We start from the raw sequence: 16,874 nt of genomic DNA, 5'->3' as shown, positions 1-16,874 counted from the left end.
CACGTGAAAAGTGGGCTTTTTAGTCTGTATAACTTTTATTTACATAGAAATTAGGCTTTTTCCTCTTTATCTTCAGTAGTATCCTCTGGAGTTTTTTTGTCGTCATCCTGTATAATTCCTTCTGCTGCATTTTTAAATTCTCGCAGGGAATGTCCAAATGCTCGTCCTATGTCCGGCAATTTACTTGGTCCAAATACAATTAAGGCAGTAATCCCGATTACGACCATGCTTGTGGCTCCTGGCATGATATCCTCTCCTTTAAAAGCAATGAATATATGAAAATTAAAAAGAGATAGTAAATAAAGTGCATGTTTATACTATTCACTTTTCTCTTTAAAATTCCTTTATTTTAAATGATACGAAAACAAGGTGGAGCGGCTATGTATGATTTAAATGCTAGTAGTGATGCATACGAAGTTAATTATAGCATTAAAGACAGCTATTCGTCTTAGTAACCTTATAAGCTCTATGTAAAAAAATTTGCTTTAATTCTTATGGAATCATGTCAGAAATCGTGTTTTTAAAATTAAAGAATCAGTATATGAAAACAAGGAAAGAAAAAAAACGAAAAAATATAAATATAAATTGTTGTAAAATTTAGAAATAAGTAATAGAATTAAATAAAATGTTAACGTTAACATTTTTGGTATTGAAGATTATATCTTATTAATATAGCTATCTATAAATAAGAGTATTCATCAATTTATATAATTTTGTTAACGTTAACAAAAAATGAAGGAGTGAATAGGAATGAAAAAGTTTATGGATGACAATTTTTTATTAACAAATGAAACAGCAGCACACTTGTATAATACTTACGCAAAAGATATGCCGATTATTGATTATCACTGCCACTTAAACCCACAGGAAATTTATGAGAATAAACAGTTTAAAACGTTAACTAACGTTTGGCTAGATGGAGATCACTATAAATGGAGACTGATGAGAGCCAACGGAATTGAAGAAGAACAGATAACAGGATCAGCAAGTGACTATGAGAAATTTCTCGCGTGGGCTAAAACAGTTCCGATGACAATTGGGAATCCGCTATATCATTGGACGCATCTAGAGTTAAAGCGTTTCTTTGATATTGATGAAATATTAAATGAACATACGGCACCGTTTATTTGGGAAAAAGCAAACGAGAAATTACGCAGCGGTAAGTTTGGTGCAAGAGATCTTATTACACGTTCTAACGTAAAAGTTATTTGTACAACGGATGACCCAACAGATTCATTAGAGTATCATATGAAACTAAGAGATTTGCAAGAGTTTGAGACCCAAGTACTTCCAAGCTTTCGTCCGGATAAAGGGCTTGAAATCAATCAAGAAGGGTTTAAGAACTGGATTGCAAAGCTGCAAGATTGTTCACATCATTTCATTCACACCTATGATGATTTGTTAAAAGCTCTTGAAAGTCGAGCTCGTTTTTTCCATTCTATGGGAGGGCGTTTATCTGATCACGCACTAAACAAAATGGTATATACGAAGACTTCGAAAGAAGAAGTTTCGGAGATTTTCTTAAAAGCCTTAAAAGGTGAAGGCGTAAGTACTGAAGAAGAAAGTAAATACAAATCATATACGTTAATCTTTTTAGGGAATCTTTATAATGAGCTAGGTTGGGCAATGCAATTTCACCTTCATGCTCTTAGAAACAATAACACAAAAATGTTTCACCAGTTAGGGCCGGATACAGGGTATGACTCGATGTATGATGGACAAGTGGCAGAGCCTCTCGTACAGCTTTTAGATCAAATGGACGTACAAAATAGTTTGCCAAAGACGATTTTATATTCGTTAAATCCAAAAGATAATTATGTATTAGCAAGTATAATTGGAAGCTTTCAAGGAGACGGCATCCCTGGCAAACTGCAGCTTGGCACGGCTTGGTGGTTTAATGATCAAAGAGAAGGTATGTTAGAACAAATGAAAGCGTTATCAAACGTTGGGTTGTTTAGTCGGTTTATCGGTATGTTGACAGATTCCCGAAGTTTTCTTTCATATACAAGACATGAATATTTCAGAAGATTAGTATGCAGCTTAATCGGTACGTGGGTAGAAGAAGGGGAAGTGCCTAATGACCAGCAGCTGCTTGAGCAAATTGTAAAAGGAATATGTTATGAAAATGCTAAAGACTACTTTAGCTTTCCAGCCTATATTCTGCAAAAATAAACACGCAAAATAGTTTAAAGAATTGCAAGGGGAGAAGGGGGATTACCATGAGTGTTGTGGCAACTGAAAGAAAGGTTGAAATAAAAGTAGAAGAGAAAAATCTTAGTGTAAAAGAAAAAATATCTTATGGTATGGGTGATTTTGGTAACGGTTTCATGTTTGATTTGGGGCAGTTGTATTTGTTGAAGTTCTTTACAGATGTGGCAGGCATCCCTGCCGCGGCTGCGGGAGGAATTTTTCTAGTAAGTAAATTATTTGCAGCAGTTTGCGACCCCATTGTTGGTTCGTCCATTGATTACCGACAAAACATAGGAGCTAAAGGGAAATTCCGACCGTATTTACTATTCGGAAGTATGGTGTTGGCCATTTTAACCGTACTCACGTTTATTTCTCCAAACCTTTCACCGGCGGGTAAATTAATTTATGCGTACGCTTCTTATATGATTTGGGGAATTGGCTATTCATTTGTCAATATTCCGTACGGATCGCTAGGCGCATCCATGACTCAAAATACTTCCGATCGTACGTCTCTTGCTGCTTTTCGTCAAACAGGATCATTAGGTGCACTGTTTGTAACCAGCATTGCTGTTGTACCGCTCATTCTGTTATTTCCAAATGAAAAAATCGGTTATCCCGTTGTCATGGGAATTATGTCGGTCATTGGCATCATTGCTTTTTATGTATGCTATCGCAATTGCAAAGAACGCATTGTCGTAAAAGAGAGTCCAAAAGAAAAATTATCAGTCAAGTCTATTTTTAAAACGTTTGTAAGTAACAAACCTCTTTTAATTTTAGTGTTTATGACGGTATTTACCATTTCAGCTTACAATATTAAATCGGCTATGCTTATTTACTTCGCACAGTATAATTTAGGAAATGTTAAATTGATGGCTTACATGAACTTTATTATTATTGGTTCATCCTTTCTAGGAGTCATTATGCTGCCAAAGCTTGTTAGCCGATTTGGAAAAAAGCAAGCTGCAATGATTGGCTTAGGAATCAGTATTGCAGCGGACACAGTAAATTTCTTTATGCCTTCTAACATCGTAATTTTTACGATTTTAGCAAGTATTGCTTTTATAGGTATCAGCATTCCTAACGGGATTACATGGGCATTTGTATCAGATATCATTGATTATGGTGAATGGGAAACAGGCGAAAGAAAAGAAGGCACAACGTATTCACTGTTCAACTTTTCTCGAAAGCTCGCTCAGTCGCTATCCGGCTTCTTATCAGGTATTGGTTTAGGGTTAGTTGGGTATACCCCAAACGTGGCACAAAAGGCAGGTACATTAGTGGGGATTAAAAGTTTGCTGTTACTATATCCTGCTATTGCTTTATCCATTGCCGCAGTGATTATTGGTTTTATGTATAAGCTAACGGATAAGAAACACGCGGAGATTGTTCAAGATATTCATGCTAGGTCTTAGTCAAAACTGTCATAACATTCACCATTTGCTTATTATTCCTACTAACTTGTGATATCCTTATAATAAAAATCGATACTGATTCATTAAAGGAAGGTAAATGAAATGGGTGTTACAATTAAGGATATTGCAAAACTAGCAAACGTATCACATACAACGGTTTCACGTGCATTAAACAATAGTCCGCTTATTAAAGAAAAAACAAAAAAGAAAATTTTAGATATTGCAAATACGCTTAACTATATTCCTGACTATCATGCGAAAAATTTAGTTCTTCAAAAATCTCATACAATTGGATTGTTTTTTACGAGCATGGCAAACGGTACGTCGCCAAGTTTTTTAGTGGATAGTATTAGAGGGGTAAGTAAAGTAATTGATGTTCAGTATAATTTATTTGTAAGAGGGATTGACGATTACGATGATTATACGTACATCAATAATAAACGCTTTGATGCGATTATTTTAATGAGTCAAAGCGATCGTGATAACACTTTTATATATAACGTAGTAGAGAAAGGCATCCCGTTGATTGTGCTCAATCGCCAAGTTGACGATTCATCAATTATTAATATTTTGTCTAATGACAAAGAAGGAGCTTACAAAGCCGGCGAGTATTTGATTGAATTAGGTCACAGACATATTGCAATCATAGAAGGAATAGAAGGCTTTAAATCAACTCAGCAGCGTAAGGAAGGATTTCTTAACTCGTTAATTGATCATAATGTTTCTATTCGCCAAGAGTATATGATTCAAGGAAATTACGATATGCAAAGCGGATATGAAGGAATGAAAGCACTGTTAAGGTTGAAGCAACCGCCTACTGCTGTTTTTTGTTCAAATGATGATATGGCAATCGGTGCTATGAATGCCGCATTCGAGTCTGGACTAAATGTACCCAATGATATATCAATTATTGGATTTGATGATATTGAATTAGCCAAATACACCACTCCTTCACTAACAACCGTTAAAAGACCAATCGAGAAAATCAGCATGACCGGAGCAGAAGCAGTTTTATCATTAATGAAAATGAACAAAGATGACAAAAATATGCTGCAAAATAAAGTTTTAATTAATACCGAATTAATGGTTCGCCAGTCTGTAAAGTCACGCTCATCTATGTAGCCGGTTATTTAGTATAACCGGCCCAAAAATGTTAACGTTAACATTTTTAAGTAATAAAACAATATAAAAAGCTATAAAAATAACAATGTTAATGTGTGCAAAGAAGGAGATGCTAACATGAAGTTAAACCGTCAGATGCAAGCTAACACACGTATATACCCAGAAAAAGTACTGCAGTTTGGAGAAGGCGTATTTCTAAGAGGGTTTGCTGATTGGCAAATTCATCAAATGAACAAACACACTGCATTCAAAGGCAGTATAGTAGCTGTCAATCCGAGAATTACGGGAAATGCAGGTAAATTGAATGAGCAAGACGGTTTGTTTACGGTTTCTCTTCAAGGAATTCAAGACGGTAAAGCAGTCAAAGAACATGAAGTAATTGAATCTATTAGCCGAGGTCTAAATCCATATGAAGATTATGAGGCGTATATGCAATTAGCGGAGAAAGAAGAGCTAAGATTTCTTATTTCTAATACAACAGAAGCAGGCATCGCATTTTTAGAAGAAGACCGCTTGGAACATGCACCGCAAAAGAGTTTTCCAGGGAAAGTCACAGCATTTCTATATAAGCGGTTTAAAGCTTTTCAAGGAGACCCCACAAAGGGACTTATTATCCTTCCTTGTGAATTAGTGGAGCGAAACGGGGACTTGTTAAAGAAAATGGTATTGCGCTATGCCGACAAATGGAACTTAGAAAAGAAATTTACCGAGTGGATACACGAAGCAAACGCTTTTTGCTGCACGCTTGTTGATCGAATTGTGCCAGGGTATCCAAACGATAAAAATACACTGGCTGAAGTGAGTTATGAAGATGATTTTTTTGTTATCGCAGAGCCATTTTACTTATGGGTTATTGAAGGACCAGAGTGGGTGAAAGCGGAGTTTCCTGCGGAAGAAGCTGGTTTACATGTAAAATTTGTGAACGACATTGCACCGTATGCGCTGCAGAAAGTCAGAATTTTAAACGGTATTCATACTGCTATGATGCCTGTTGCGTATTTAGCGGAACTAAATACGGTCAGAGAAGCAGTCGAAGATGAAGTAATCGGAACGTTTATTCGAAAGTGTCTGTATGAAGAAATTATTCCTTGCTTACCTGTTTCGGAAGAAGAGTCTTTGTCATTTGCTAAATCTGCATTAGAACGGTTTCAAAATCCGTTTATCCACCACGAATTAATGAGCATCTCTTTGAACAGCATGACAAAGTTTAAAACGCGAAACATCCCAACTCTTAAAGAGTACGTTGAAAAGCAAGGAACGCTGCCTGTCTTGCTTACATTTTCCCTCAGTGCCCTCATTTCTTTTTATAAAGGAAAAAGAGAAGGAGAAAAAATTGAACTATCAGATGACCCTGCAGTTCTAGAATTGTATGAATCCCTTTGGAATACGTTTGACGGTACTGAAAAAAGCATTTCTTACATTGTAAAAGAAGTGCTGGGATATAAAGAGCATTGGGGAGAGAATTTAAATACGATTCCTAGCTTAACAGAAGCCGTAACAAATGGAGTCTTAGCCATTGAAACTCTCGGAATGAAACAGGCAATAAAAGAAATTCTCTATGTAACCGCAACTAAACAGTAAGAGGTGAAGCATATGAAAGAAGTAATTCGTATTCATGAGGAAGATAATGTAGCAGTAGCTTTACGAGATTTTTTAGCACAAGAGAACCTTATGGTTGATGGAAAAGAAATTTCTCTAAAAGAAGAAGTGAAACGGGGCCATAAAATAGCTCTTACGCCAATTTCAGCGGGCGGCAACATTGTAAAATACGGTTTTCCAATCGGGCATGCGACTCACTCTATTTCACCTGGTGAATGGGTGCATACGCATAACACAAAAACAAATTTAAATAATGTTAATGAATATGAATTTCATCAAAAGTTAGCAGCTCCTAAAGAAAAAAAACAATCGCTAACGTTTAAAGGATATCCCCGCAAAAACGGAGATGCCGGAATTAGAAATGAGCTTTGGATTGTTCCAACGGTAGGGTGCGTCAACGGTATAGCCGAACAAATGATTAAACAGTTTCAAAAAGAAATAGGGGAGATATCGCCTTTTGAGCATGTAACCGTTCTAAAACACAATTACGGATGTTCTCAGCTCGGTGACGATCACCGTAATACAAGAACTATGCTTACGAGAATGGTACAGCATCCAAACGCTGGAGGCGTATTAGTATTAGGGCTTGGATGTGAGAATAATAACTTAACAGAATTTAAACAAGCACTAGGTACAATTGATGAAAGCAGAGTGAAGTTTTTACAATCTCAAGACGTTGAGGATGAAGTTGAGGCAGGAGTCACTTTGTTAAAAGAAATTTATGCTGCTGCTAAAGATGATAAAAGAGAAGACGTTGATATTTCCAGGCTGAAAGTAGGTCTTAAATGCGGTGGGTCAGATGGATTATCTGGTATTACGGCAAATCCGCTGCTCGGCAAATTCTCCGACTGGCTCATTGCTCAAGGAGGCACAACGGTTTTGACGGAAGTGCCTGAAATGTTTGGAGCAGAAACCTTGCTCATGGAAAGAGCCGTTGATGAAGAAACATTTAATAAAATTGTTGATCTTGTTAATGATTTTAAAACGTACTTTCTCAATCACAATCAGCCGGTGTATGAAAATCCTTCTCCCGGTAATAAAGCAGGCGGTATTACAACATTAGAGGATAAATCACTTGGCTGCACTCAAAAAGCAGGAACGGCCCCAGTCGTAGATGTGTTAAAGTACGGAGGCAGCCTACAAATTAACGGTTTAAATCTATTAAGTGCTCCTGGAAATGATCTAGTTGCCTCAACTGCTTTAGCGGCTTCAGGGTGTCATATTGTCCTGTTTACAACGGGACGAGGAACGCCGTTTGGAACGTTTGTACCTACTATGAAAATTTCCACAAACACCGCTCTTTATAACAAAAAGCCTCACTGGATTGATTTTAATGGAGGAGTGCTGGTTGAAGGCGAAACGGAAGAAGCTGCGTTAGAAAACTTTATTGAGTACATGATTGGAGTTTCTAGCGGAGAGCTTGTAAATAACGAAAAAAATGATTTTAGAGAAATGGCCATTTTCAAAACAGGCGTTACTTTATAAATAAGTCGGTTACTAGATTGTTAAACGAAAGGAGAAAAGCTAGTGAAAAAATATGTGCTTTCTTTGTTTGTGATAACTCTTATGCTTGCTTTACCGTTTTCTGCCCAAGGGGAAGCTCTTTCAGCAAGTGAAAAAATAACAGCAGTTAAAGAACAAATTCAGCCTCCTTCATTTCCAAACCGTACGTTTAATGTTAAGCGGTACGGAGCAGCAGGAAATGGAAAGTCTGATTCAACGGCTGCTTTTAAAAAAGCAATCGAAGCGGCTAACAAAGCAGGAGGAGGGCGCGTTGTTGTCCCACCAGGAACTTATGTTACCGGTGCGATTTATTTAAAAAGCAATGTAAATCTTCATATAATGAAAAAAGCTACGATTAAGTTTAGTAAAAATCCTGAAAAATACTTACCTGCTGTTTTAACAAGATGGGAAGGCGTGGAGCTATATAATTATTCACCGCTTATCTATGCGTATAACGAAAAAAATATCGCGATTACAGGAGAAGGTACGTTAGATGGACAGGGGGATAACGAACATTGGTGGCCTTGGAAAGGAAAAAAGGAGTTTGGATGGAAAGAAGGCGAGCCGAATCAACAGCAAGATCGCGATTTGCTGTTTAAAATGGCAGAAGAGAACGTTCCTGTTAAAGAGCGCGTATTTGGTAAAGGGCACTATTTGAGACCTAGTTTTATTCAGCCTTATCACAGTAAAAATATTATGATAAAAGGTGTAACCATTTTAAATTCGCCAATGTGGCAAATTAATCCCGTCTTAAGCGAGAACATTTTAATTGATGATGTAAAAATTATAGGTCACGGTCCTAATAATGATGGAGTAGACCCTGAATCAAGTAAAAATGTGCTTATTAAAGATTCTTATTTTGACAATGGAGATGATTGTATTGCGATTAAGTCGGGGCGTAATGCAGATGGAAGAAGAATCAACGTACCAAGTGAAAACATTATTATTGAAGGAAACGAAATGAAAGATGGCCACGGGGGCGTTGTAATCGGCAGTGAAATATCAGGAAGTGTCCGGAACGTATTTGCTCAGCACAATGTTATGGACAGTCCCAATCTAGACCGGGCGCTGCGCATTAAAACAAATTCAGTTCGCGGCGGAACGATTGAAGATATTGACTTTAGCAACAATACGGTCAAAAGCGTAGGCAGTGAAGTGATTCAAATAGACATGTACTATGAAGAAGGAGACACAGGGAATTTTACCCCCGTCGTTCGTAATATCAACATAGAAAACTTGCAAAGCAACGGAGGCAAATACGGCTTGTGGATTCGAGCCTATGAACGTTCTCCCGTCACAAACCTAACGATTCGTCATTCTAATTTCCAGTATGTTGCAACACCATTATTGATGGAAAATGTAAAGGATCCTGTGTTTGAAGAGCTTTGTATAAATGGAAGCTGCATGAACACAAACCGGTAAAAGGTGTGTTTATAATCAGCTGCAAGTAAAAGGCGGAACAAAAGTATCTTAGCCCAAGAAGTATCCGCACAATTAATCGAGAGTATTGATTAATTGTGCGGTCTTTTTTTGTTGTGATGATGAACGTGGGTTTAATGTGTTAATAATGGTAAAAACCTGCTCTGTAATTTTTACTATTTTATAGATAAGTCAAATGACTCTTACTAATTGATAGATAACATGTATGAAAGAAATTATTTTTGACGATTGTTTTCTAAGCAATTTATTACCTAAATGTGGATATGGGAAGTGTGAGGGAAGATATATAAAAGAATTATAAAAACATTTGTCTTTGTAAACGTTTTATTCTTTCTTTTAATAAAGAGCAAAAAAAGGATGTTTTTCTCTAAATTTTTACCATTGAATATTTTGAATAAAGTTCATAAAATAAACTTGTAAGCGTTTTAAAAGATTAGGGAGTATGTATCTTGAAAGTTGAATAGAGATTTATTTATGAAGAAAATAAATGTGATTTTTTTGCTTTTGATCACCGTTTCCGAGTAGACCTTAATAAGTAGCAGCAAATCGTTCATTTAATGAAATAAAGAAATAGATAGGAGTAGAGAAAAATGTACATCGGTGTCGATTATTACCCTGAACATTGGCCAGAGAATATGATAGAAGAAGATATCCAAGGCATTAAAGAGCTAGGATCAAACATGGTGAGAATAGGAGAGTTTGCTTGGCATCTAATGGAGCCTAAAGAAGGTGAATATGACTTTTCCTTTTTTGATAGCGTTATCAATAAGCTTAAAAAACAAAATATTGATGTTATGTTTGGTACGCCTACTGCCACTTTTCCGGCTTGGCTTGCGAAACAGCATCCTTCTATTTTATCAAAAGATGAGAACGGGGCGGTCAGAGCCTTTGGAGGAAGACGTCAATATTGTTTTAATTCGCCTCTTTATCGGAAGTATAGCGCTCAGATTACAGAACAATTAGTAAAACAATACAGCTCAGAAGACGCAATCGTAGCATGGCAAGTTGACAATGAATTTGGCCATGAAGGCAGTGACATGTGTTACTGCGAACAATGTCATAAAGAGTTTCAGCAGTTTTTAGAAAGAAAATACAAAGACATCAATGAGTTAAATGAGAAGTATGGCACTATTTTCTGGGGACAAACATATAACGAGTTTACTGAAGTGCCTATGCCTGTAAAAACAATTACGACCCACAGCCCTTCGTTAAAGCTTGACTGGGCGCGCTTTCGCTCTTTTTCGTTAAACAGATACGCTCACGAACAAACAGCGATTGTAAAGAAATATAAAGGTGATCACCAGCTGTTGACAACGAACGTATCAGGAGGCTTCTTTGATAAATGGTTTGATCATGAAGAAAATCTAGAAGTAATGGACTTTGTATCTTATGACAATTATCCGGTATGGGGCGGTCAAACAGAGCCAATTACCCCGGCTCATATTGCACTAGGGCATGATTTTAATAGAGGTTTGCTACATAAAAACTTCTGGATTGTAGAGGAATTAATGGGCGCTCAAGGTCATGATGTCATCGGTTATCTTCCGCGACCTAACCAGGCAAAGATGTGGTCTTATCAGGCTTTTGCTCATGGATGTACGAATATGCTGTATTTCCGTTGGCGCGGAATGACAAGAGGAGCCGAGCAGTACTGCTATGGAGTTGTAGGTCACGATAATCACTATGGAAGACGCTACAAAGAAGTTCAGTCGTTATTTAGTGAAATCGTTCATTATGAACATGTACTTGAGTCTGATATTAAATCCGACGTTGCCGTTTTGTATGACTATGAAAATATATGGTCATGGCGCTTTCAGCAGCAAAGTGAAGGATTTGACTTTACGCAAGAGCTGCTTCGAGGATATACACCGTTTTATAAGTTGAATACACCTATTGATGTTATTCCTGCTGCGAGAGACTTTTCAAGCTATAAAGTACTGGTTGTTCCAGCTTTGCAAATAATTGATGAAGAACTAGGTAAGAGATTTACTGAATTTACTGAAAACGGAGGCGTCATCGTTTTTACGTTTAGAACCGGCATTAAAGACAAACAAAATAATATTCACTTTAAACAGACGCTGCCTGGATATGTAAAAGAAATAACAGGCATCGAAATTCATGAAGTGGAAGCAATGTCTTCTACTCAAAAAGCAGCCATTAAAGGGGTAGGACCGTATGAAGGAGAACAGTCAAGTGCGTCCGTGTGGAGAGACATTGTCACACCTGTAACAGCTGAAGTGCTGTATGAGTATGATGATCCATTCTATAATCAAGCCGCTGTAACAAAAAATCAGTTTGGTCGCGGGACGGTTTATTATGTAGGCTGTGGAATTGAAGGGCAAACGTTTGAAAAAATTGCGCTTGATATTGTAAAACAGCAGCAGATTGAGCATACGGAAAGTGAAGAGGGGATTGAAGTATATCCTCGCAAGCTTGGAGAGAAAAGTTATTACTTCCTTATGAACCATACGCCAGAACTAAAAGTATTTAAAGATATTGTTCTGCAGCCTTACGAAAGTCGAGTTGTAGAAAACATGTAGTAGCAACAGGAGACTAGAATCTCATAAAGCAATGAGATTCTAGTCACTCATAATATGATATGAAAGCGTTTTATAGGAGAAGGGAGTTAGGTTATATGAGCATGGGGGTACAGTCAAAAGTTTCTCTGAAAACCGTACTATCATACGGAATGGGAAGCTTTGGAAACAATATTATTTATGCATTAACAAGTACATATTTAATGATTTTTTATACGGACAGCGTAGGATTAAATGCCGCAGCTGTAGGAACTTTATTTCTTATTGCTAGGATATGGGATGGGATTGCAGACGTTATTATCGGAATGATTGTTGATAATACAGAAACGAGATTTGGTAAGTTTAGGCCTTATCTTTTAATAGGCGGATTTTTTGCAGCTGTTGCTACAGTCGCGTGTTTTATTAGTCCTGATCTTTCTCATACAGGAAAATTAATTTACGCTTATATCACCTATATCGCATGGGGAACAAGCTTTGCTATTATGGATATTCCCTATTGGTCGCTTTCAGCAACGATTACACAAGATGTAAAAGAACGAAATAAAGTAGTGGCGTTTCCTAGAACCATTGCAGCAGTAGGGTCTTTATTTGCTAGTTTATTAACTCTTCCACTAGCTCATTATTTTGGAAACTGGTTTATGCTGAGTCTTATTTATGCGTGTATCTTAATGATTACAATGATTATTACATTTTCAGGAGTAAAAGAAAACTATACCGTAAAAAGACAGGAAAAGCAGACGCCAAAAGCAGTTTGGAACTTATTTATTCAAAATAAACCGTTGCGTTATCTAATTTTCTCGATGCTTTTAGTTGAAACGATTTTAACAATTCGAACTACGTTTTCTATTTACTATTTTAAATACAATTTAAATGCAGAGAATATCGCGTCTCTTTATTTAACCTTATTTTTCACAGCACAAATTGTAGGAGCGATCGCGTCTCCTTTCATTTCAAATAAATTTGGAAAGAAACGCGCAGCAATAGGAGGAATTGCCCTAAATGCTGTAGCCACTCTTACAATGTTTGTAACCGGTTTTCACGTTATGCCGGTAATGATTTTAAGCTTTTTAGCTTCTTTCGGCGGTGGAGTTAGCAACATTGCTCAAACATCTATGCTCGCTGACTGTGTAGAATACGGCGAGTGGAAAACGGGGAACCGAGCGGAAGGAATGGTGTTTTCTACGAATATTTTCAAAACAAAGGTTGCTTCAGCACTGGGTGGAGCAGTAGGAGGGTACATCCTTTCAGCGGTAGGGTACATGCCAAATCAAATTCAGTCACACAGCACGCTCATTTGGATAGCTTTAATCTTTACGATCATTCCGGGCATCCTTTGCTTGTTATCACTTATCCCACTCGTAAAATATGAGTTGACGGAAAAGAGATATTTAGAAATTTTACAGGATATGAAAAAGCGATCAGGCCGCATAAAAGAAAAACCGGCTATGAAAGTATCTAGCTAATTAAATTTAGCATAAACATTGTACACAAAAACAACAAGAAAAAAAGACTGCATTTTCTCAGCTCCTCTTGCTATGATGTCAGGTAGACAGATATCAATGTAAAGAGGAGTTTTGTTTATGTTTATTAATTTTTCAAAAGAAGATAAAGATAAAATGCTGAATGAAATTCAAACGTTTTTTTATAACGAACGAGATGAAGAAATCAGTGAATTTGCAGCAGAAAATGTATTAGAGTTTATTAAAGAACATATCGGTCCTCACTTTTATAACCAAGCAATTAAAGATGCAGAAGATATTATGAACCAAGTCATGCTTTCTGCAGAAGAAAATTTACATGCATTAAAAAAACCGATTGAAAAATAGTTCGAAAAAGAAAATATGAAGTAGGAAAAAAGCGCTTTATGTACAAAAACATAAAGCGCTTTTTTTTGTCTATGAAACAAATTATTTGTTCCACCAAGTGATATATGATACATTCGTTTTAAGATAATATTAACGTTAACGTAAAGGTTACATTTGGAGTGTTTTGATTTAACTCGATGAGGGCATAACTTCAGCAAGCAGGGACATAATGAGGTAATTATATGAGGAAAGAAGGGACTATACGTGAGCAACATTACGAAAGATCAGCTAACAAAATCTATTGTGAAAGCAAATGAAAATCGTTTAACAGATAATAGTGATTTTGATATCTATCAAGAGCTGGAAAATGTGCTTCAAGGAGTTGGCTTATCAGCAAAAGACAGCGGAGGAAGCATTACATTTTACGGAGAAGATCCGATTGTTCCTAGTACGCTGCGCCTTGCCTCAGCAGCAGCTATTGCACTAGTTGCTAAGTCAGTAGCTGTCTCAAAAATTTGGAAAATACGCGGAGGAAAAGGTCAAGATATTCATATGGATTTACGAAAAGCTATCCGAAGATTATCACCTTTTTACGATAAAAAATGGGAAAAGCTTAATGGGTACGCACCAAATAAAGCAAATGATCCATATAACCCATTAGGCTTTCGCTTTTATCAAACAAAAGATGACAAATGGGTGATGCCGCTGAATCCATATCCACGCTCTAAGCATGAAACGCTAAAGCTGTTAAATTGTATAGAAGACCCTGATGCAGTGGCAAAAGCAATTCGCGGTTGGAATGCAGAAGAATTAGAAAAAGCTGCAGCGGAGCGAGGAGTTATCATGCCTGTTGTGCGGACAATTGAAGAGTTTATGAAAGAACTAGTGTATGAAGAAGTAGCGCAACTTCCTTTAATTGAAATTGAAAAGATTGGAGAAAGTGAGCCGATTCCTTTTTCAAAGAATCCTAAAACGCCGCTAGATGGTGTTCGAGCATTAGGCCTTGGTCATGTTATTGCAGGAGCAGGATTTGGTAGAGCGCTCGCTTTACACGGTGCGGACGTGTTAAATATTTGGAAGCCAACGGATTGGGAGCATGATACGATTTACGCTACGTCTAATGTCGGTATGCGCTCTTCAACGCTAGATATTGGTGAAAAAGAAGGAAAAGAAAAAATGGTTGAACTGCTAAAAGAAGCCGATATCTTTTTTGCGAACCGTCGATACGGATTTCTAGAGAGATACGGTCTAACAGCTGAAGAGTGTGCCGAACTAAAACCAGGAATCATCCACTGCACGGTCAACCTGCATGGAACGGAAGGAGAGTGGGCAAAAAGAAATGGATTTGACCAAACAGCGGGAAGCGTAACGGGAGTCATGGCGTTAGAAGGATCGCCAGAAAATCCTAAGCTGCCTCCTATTGTAGTGGTCAATGATTATGCGGTTTCTTGGCTGCTTGAAGTCGGTGCTTTAATGGCACTGGAAAGAAGAGCAAAAGAAGGAGGCAGCTACCGCGTGCGTGTATCATTAGATCGCGTATCTTTATGGATTTTATCAATGGGCATCTATGACAAAGCGTACGCTTATCAAACAGCTGGTTCGTCAGAGAAGCACGAGTACATTGCACCAGATCTCTTTACAGCCCAAACACCTTTAGGATTGTACCAAGGGCTTACGGAACAAATCGAAATGTCGGAAACTCCAGGGGAATATAAAACGGTTCTGGTTCCTCGAGGTTCTTCACGCCCAGAGTGGTTGTGATAACAAGGGGCTGAGACAAAAGTATTTTAGTTTAAAAAAATCCGAACGATGAATCGAGATTCTTGATAAAGAATCCAACTCGTTCGGATTTTTTCATGGCGATGGTGAACGTGGATTTTGTATATTCTGTTGCTTCTAGCTGTTGATTGGAGGGCAAGGCGAAGACTCCTGCGGGAAAAGCGGAACAGGTGAGACCCCTCAGGAGTATAAGCGACGAGGAGACTCACCGGCCGCCCGCGGAAAGCGAAGCCTTGAACAAAAATCAATTCAATCCAATTCGCTCGCCTTTGGATTAAAATGATTTGGGTATGTCCAAACCTCATTTTGAGAGGCACATTTAAAATGAAAAATAAGAAAAAATATTTGAATAATTATATGATTTCTTATATAATAGCGAAAAGGATGAGGAGTTGACTTGTAATGGAAAACTATACGTCCCGCAAAATGACACAAGAAGAAGTAAAAGTATCAGACGCGACAGCAGCTCAACTAGTGCTAAACAAATCTCTTCGTGACTTTAAAAAAGCACAGCTTTTACTGCAAATTGATCAGTCTTTAGAAAAAAGAGATAAAGAAACTTTTTTACGTTTAACTGAAGAGTTAAAAGAAGTTTGTTAAATAACCTACTAACATAAACAATCAGCCTTTGCTCACTAGAAGCAAAGGCTTTTTATATGGAAAAAAACGGATAAATGTTTTATTTTTTCTGAAAGCGGTAAAAGTATAGTATGGATGATAAAGCAAAAATCAAGAAGTCTCTTACTTTATTATTTTTTGCTTTATCATCTACAGCATCTAGATGGCAGCGCATCATGAAAGAACAAAAAGAGAGAGGGTTCTTTATATGTATAACAAAATCTTAGTCGCCTTTGACGGTTCGGCACCTTCTATTCGTGCTCTTCAACATGCAAGTAAACTAGCTAAAAGCGTAAATGCTAATAAGCTGACAATTGTACATATTAAGGAAAGAATTCACTTGCAGCAGCCTGTTTTTAGCGTTGACTTAGACGCACTGATAGAAGAAGAAAACCGCGATATTTTATCTGAAGCTCACAATCATTTAACTCAATCAGGTATTCCATATGAGGCATACGGTTTAGAGGGCACTGCTTCAAAGAAAATTATCGAATACGCACATGACAATCAACAAGACGTCATTGTAATAGGAAGTCGAGGAAAGGGCTTTGTGAAAGAGACATTTTTAGGAAGTGTAAGTCACGAAGTTGCTCAATCTGCAGAATGTCCTGTTATCATTGTTAAATAAAAAGAGGCTGGGAAAAAGTATTTTAGTTGAAGGAAAATCCGAACGATGAATCGAGATTCTTGATGGAGAATCCAACTCGTTCGGATTTTTTGTTGATTTTATTGATATAGTGAACGCAGGTTTCCTGTATATAGGTGCTTCTAGCTGTGGATTGGAGGGATTTTGTTATGTCTCCATCTTTTTTTGTTTTTGGATTATGTAGTGCTGCGTGCTTAGTGAGTTCGAAATTTACATTATGATA

Annotated in this window: 14 protein-coding genes; 13 read left to right on the top strand and 1 reads right to left on the bottom strand. The window is 37.3% G+C overall.

Annotated features, from left to right (window positions below; translation table 11 throughout):
- Nucleotides 1-50 precede the first annotated feature (50 nt).
- The gene (locus tag AC1D0Y_RS14225; protein ID WP_033578725.1) at nucleotides 51-245 is read right to left on the bottom strand and encodes a twin-arginine translocase TatA/TatE family subunit; all 195 of its coding nucleotides are present in this window, start codon (nucleotides 243-245) and stop codon (nucleotides 51-53) included.
- A 505-nt stretch (nucleotides 246-750) separates the two neighbouring features.
- Here AC1D0Y_RS14225 and uxaC point away from each other — a divergent pair.
- The 13 genes from uxaC (at nucleotide 751) to AC1D0Y_RS14160 (ending at nucleotide 16,633) form a co-directional block, all read left to right on the top strand.
- Nucleotides 751-2,172: a glucuronate isomerase gene (gene uxaC / locus AC1D0Y_RS14220; RefSeq protein WP_098967154.1), complete on the top strand. Its 1,422-nt coding sequence runs from the start codon at nucleotides 751-753 to the stop codon at nucleotides 2,170-2,172.
- Between the two features lie 47 nt (nucleotides 2,173-2,219).
- A complete protein-coding gene (locus tag AC1D0Y_RS14215; RefSeq protein WP_477707714.1) occupies nucleotides 2,220-3,602 on the top strand; it encodes a glycoside-pentoside-hexuronide (GPH):cation symporter in 1,383 nt (460 codons plus the stop codon).
- Between the two features lie 102 nt (nucleotides 3,603-3,704).
- A complete protein-coding gene (locus AC1D0Y_RS14210) occupies nucleotides 3,705-4,724 on the top strand; it encodes a LacI family DNA-binding transcriptional regulator (protein WP_098579528.1) in 1,020 nt (339 codons plus the stop codon).
- 117 nt (nucleotides 4,725-4,841) lie between these two features.
- Entirely contained in the window at nucleotides 4,842-6,305 is a 1,464-nt protein-coding gene (locus AC1D0Y_RS14205) for a tagaturonate reductase (protein ID WP_253352691.1), read from the top strand.
- Nucleotides 6,306-6,317: 12 nt separating this feature from the next.
- Nucleotides 6,318-7,808: a UxaA family hydrolase gene (locus AC1D0Y_RS14200; protein ID WP_477707713.1), complete on the top strand. Its 1,491-nt coding sequence runs from the start codon at nucleotides 6,318-6,320 to the stop codon at nucleotides 7,806-7,808.
- A 42-nt stretch (nucleotides 7,809-7,850) separates the two neighbouring features.
- On the top strand, nucleotides 7,851-9,248 hold the full coding sequence (locus AC1D0Y_RS14195; RefSeq protein ID WP_477707712.1) for a glycoside hydrolase family 28 protein: 1,398 nt from the start codon (nucleotides 7,851-7,853) through the stop codon (nucleotides 9,246-9,248).
- 608 nt (nucleotides 9,249-9,856) lie between these two features.
- Nucleotides 9,857-11,806, top strand: a complete 1,950-nt coding sequence (locus tag AC1D0Y_RS14190) for a beta-galactosidase (RefSeq protein WP_477707711.1) — start codon at nucleotides 9,857-9,859, stop codon at nucleotides 11,804-11,806.
- Between the two features lie 95 nt (nucleotides 11,807-11,901).
- Nucleotides 11,902-13,266: a glycoside-pentoside-hexuronide (GPH):cation symporter gene (locus AC1D0Y_RS14185; RefSeq protein ID WP_477707710.1), complete on the top strand. Its 1,365-nt coding sequence runs from the start codon at nucleotides 11,902-11,904 to the stop codon at nucleotides 13,264-13,266.
- A gap of 117 nt (nucleotides 13,267-13,383) precedes the next feature.
- Nucleotides 13,384-13,629 (top strand): DUF2164 domain-containing protein, encoded by a 246-nt coding sequence (locus tag AC1D0Y_RS14180; RefSeq protein WP_013082790.1) that lies wholly within the window; start codon nucleotides 13,384-13,386, stop codon nucleotides 13,627-13,629.
- A gap of 243 nt (nucleotides 13,630-13,872) precedes the next feature.
- Nucleotides 13,873-15,369 carry a CoA transferase gene (locus AC1D0Y_RS14175; RefSeq protein ID WP_477707709.1) on the top strand — a complete coding sequence of 499 codons (1,497 nt, stop codon included), beginning with the start codon at nucleotides 13,873-13,875 and terminating at the stop codon, nucleotides 15,367-15,369.
- 142 nt (nucleotides 15,370-15,511) lie between these two features.
- Nucleotides 15,512-15,670, top strand: coding sequence for a hypothetical protein (locus AC1D0Y_RS14170; RefSeq protein ID WP_176526438.1), 159 nt, complete (start codon nucleotides 15,512-15,514; stop codon nucleotides 15,668-15,670).
- 119 nt (nucleotides 15,671-15,789) lie between these two features.
- Nucleotides 15,790-15,987, top strand: coding sequence for an IDEAL domain-containing protein (locus AC1D0Y_RS14165; protein ID WP_013056608.1), 198 nt, complete (start codon nucleotides 15,790-15,792; stop codon nucleotides 15,985-15,987).
- Between the two features lie 226 nt (nucleotides 15,988-16,213).
- Complete coding sequence (locus AC1D0Y_RS14160) at nucleotides 16,214-16,633, top strand: universal stress protein (RefSeq protein ID WP_060747452.1); 420 nt, start codon at nucleotides 16,214-16,216, stop codon at nucleotides 16,631-16,633.
- Nucleotides 16,634-16,874 lie beyond the last annotated feature (241 nt).

The organism is Priestia sp. P1_B12_1, from assembly GCF_056406695.1.
Note: the sequence above shows the minus strand (reverse complement) of the source record. Positions and strands in the feature narration are given on the sequence as shown.